The sequence below is a fragment of the Plasticicumulans sp. genome, assembly GCF_035331805.1.
Classification (GTDB): domain Bacteria; phylum Pseudomonadota; class Gammaproteobacteria; order Competibacterales; family Competibacteraceae; genus Plasticicumulans.
The window spans coordinates 1-2,866 of the sequence record NZ_DAOLKE010000409.1; the positions used below are offsets into that span (position 1 = coordinate 1).

At 68.4% G+C, this 2,866-nt stretch carries 2 protein-coding genes; both read right to left on the bottom strand.

Annotated features, from left to right (window positions below):
* Nucleotides 1–57: 57 nt before the first annotated feature.
* On the bottom strand, nt 58–984 hold the full coding sequence (gene ntrB, locus PKE44_RS17660; RefSeq protein ID WP_324553884.1) for a nitrate ABC transporter permease: 927 nt from the start codon (nt 982–984) through the stop codon (nt 58–60).
* Nucleotides 985–1,062: 78 nt separating this feature from the next.
* Nucleotides 1,063–2,352 carry a CmpA/NrtA family ABC transporter substrate-binding protein gene (locus tag PKE44_RS17665; RefSeq protein WP_324553886.1) on the bottom strand — a complete coding sequence of 430 codons (1,290 nt, stop codon included), beginning with the start codon at nt 2,350–2,352 and terminating at the stop codon, nt 1,063–1,065.
* Nucleotides 2,353–2,866: the final 514 nt, after the last annotated feature.

The window sequence follows — 2,866 nt, forward strand, 5'->3', positions numbered from 1 at the left end:
GGGGCAATGAAAAGCCCCGGCCGCGCGCAGGGAGCGCGGCCGGGGCCGGAGGGGCGCTCAGGCCGAGGCGGTGCCGCGGGTGGCGAGGCGGCCGGCGAAGGCGATCAGGCGATCGAGGAAGAAGCCGGTCAGGCCGACGTAGACCAGCGCCAGGATGATGTCGCTGATCAGCGAGCTGTTCCACGCATCCCAGATGAAGAAGCCGATGCCGGTGCCGCCGATCAGCATCTCGGCGGCGACGATCGCGAGCCAGGACAGGCCGATGCCGATGCGCAGGCCGGTGAAGATGTACGGCGCGGCCGCCGGCAGCATGATGATCGTCGAGTATTCCCAGGCGTTCATGCGCAGCACGCGGGCGACGTTCTGGTAGTCCTGCGGAATGTTCCGGATGCCGACCGCGGTGTTGATGATGATCGGCCAGACCGCGGTGATGAAGATCACGAAGATCGCCGAGGGCTCGCCGTCGCGAAACGCCGCCAGCGACAGCGGCAGCCACGCGAGCGGCGGAATCGTGCGCAGCACCTGGAACAGCGGATCGAGCCCGCGCATCGCCCAGACGCTGCAGCCGATCAGCGCCCCGAGGGCCACGCCGACGACGGCGGCGATCGCATAGCCGTAGGCGACGCGCTTGAGGCTGGCCAGCATGTGCCAGAACAGGCCCTTGTCGGTGCCGCCGTTGTCGAAGAACGGATCGGAGATCAGCTGCCAGGTGTCTTCCAGCACCTTCGACGGGGCCGGCAGGCTGGCGCCGGGCCGGGCACACAGCAGCTGCCAGACCAGCAGCAGCAGCGCGATGGTCAGCAGCGGCGGAATGACGGTGCGGGCGAACGCGGCGAGGTGCTGGCGCCAGCGCGGAACCGGCTGGTAGGCCGGTGCGCTGTCGGCGGCGACCGGCTCGGCCGCGGCGGTGGCGGGAGCAGGCGCCGCGGCCGGTTCCGCACTGGCGACGGGAAGGGGAATGATGTTGGCGCTGGTGGCACTCATCGCGCGGCACTCCGGGGGTGGATGCTCAGGGAAGCGGCGGCCGGCGGTGCCCGCGCACCGCCGGTCCGGCGGGCTGCGTCAGCCCTTGCGCTTGATGTCGAGGCTCGCGAGGTAGGCGGCCGGATTGGCCGGATCGAACACCTTGCCGTCGAAGAACTTCTCGGGGCCGCGCGACGGCGAGGCCGGCAGGCTGGTGACGCCGGCGGTCGTGGCGGCCTGGCGCCAGAGGTCCTCGCGGTTGACCTTCGCGATCAGGGCCTTGAAGTCCTCGCTGCCGTCGAACTTGCCCCAGCGCACGTTCTCGGTCAGGAACCAGAGGTCGTGGCTCTGGTACGGGTAGGAGGCGTGATCGGCCCAGTACTTCATGATGAAGGGGCTGTTCTCGACCACCTTGCCGGTGCCGTAGTCGAAGGTGCCCTTCATGCGCGCGACGATGTCCTCGAACGGCGCGTTGATCCACTGGCGCTTGGAGACGATCTTCGCCATCTCCTCGCGGTTCTCGGGCTTGTCGCACCACTGCTGGGCTTCCATGACCGCGAGCAGCAGCGCCTGCGTCGCCTTCGGGTTCTTGTCGACCCAGTCGGCGCGCATCGCGAAGGCTTTCTCGGGGTGGCCGTTCCAGAGCTCGCCGGTGGTCAGGGCCGTGTAGCCGATCTTCTGGTTCTTCAGCTGCTCGTTCCACGGCTCGCAGACGCAGAAGCAGTCCATCGTGCCGACCTTCATGTTCGCGACCATCTGCGGCGGCGGCACGACGATGGTCTCGATGTCCTTGTCCGGGTCGATGCCGCCGGCGGCGAGCCAGTAGCGGATCCAGAGATCGTGCGTGCCGCCCGGGAAGGTCATCGCCGCCTTGACCGCCTTGCCGGAGGCCTTCTTGGCTTCCAGCGCCGTCTTGAACGGCTTGGCGTCGAGGCCGATCTTGAGGTCGAGGTACTCGGCACCGACCGAGATGCACTGACCGGCGAGGTTCAGGCGGGCGAGGATGTACATCGGCGTCGGCACGTTGTTCTGCGTGACCTTGCCGGTGGAGATCAGATACGGCATCGGCGTCAGGATGTGCGCACCGTCGATGCCGTTGCCCTGCGAGCCGAGCACGAGGTTGTCGCGCGTCGTGCCCCAGGAGGCCTGCTTGACGACCTCGACATCGGGCATGCCGTACTTCGCGAACATGCCCTTTTCCTTGGCGACGATCAGCGGCGCGGCGTCGGTCAGCGCGATGAAGCCGAGGATGGCCTTGGTCGTTTCCGGCGCGTCAGCGGCTGCATACAGCGGGCGCGGCAGCAGGCCCGGCATGAGCCCGGCCGCCGCGGAGACAGCGGCGGCCTTCAGGAACTGGCGGCGCGAGAACTTGGAATTCTGATCGGACATGAGGGCGTGCGCTCCTGGTGCGATGAGGATCGCCCCGCAGGCCCGCACGCCGCGGCGACGATCCGTGATGACGGTGGGGCCGGCCGTCAGGCATCGCCAACGGACCGCAAACCACCGTGCTTACGTAATCCACCCGCCGTTGGGTGAAGGAATCAGGCCGGAGACCGCCGTTGGTCCCCGTTCGCGATCATTAAACAAAGTTCATGCCAGCCCCTGAATCGTGCATGGTTTTTGCCGTGCGCCGCTGGCTTGCCTGCGGGCTGCGCTACGAAATTCGTGATTCAGGTCAGTGGCTTGCCGTGCCGGTGCGGGTGCAGGGCGCAAGCCCGGGGCGGGGCATGGGCCGGGCGGCATGGCGGTTCGTATCAGTGCGGTGCATACCTCCTTGGTGGCATGCATCATGCTGGTGCGCTACCTCGCCCGGAAGCGTGCAGCCCCGTGCGCAGGCATTGCCGGGGCCGGCAGCCCGGCTGCCGGGATGGCGGGGGAGGGGGCGTCTGCGGGCCGGGTGGCG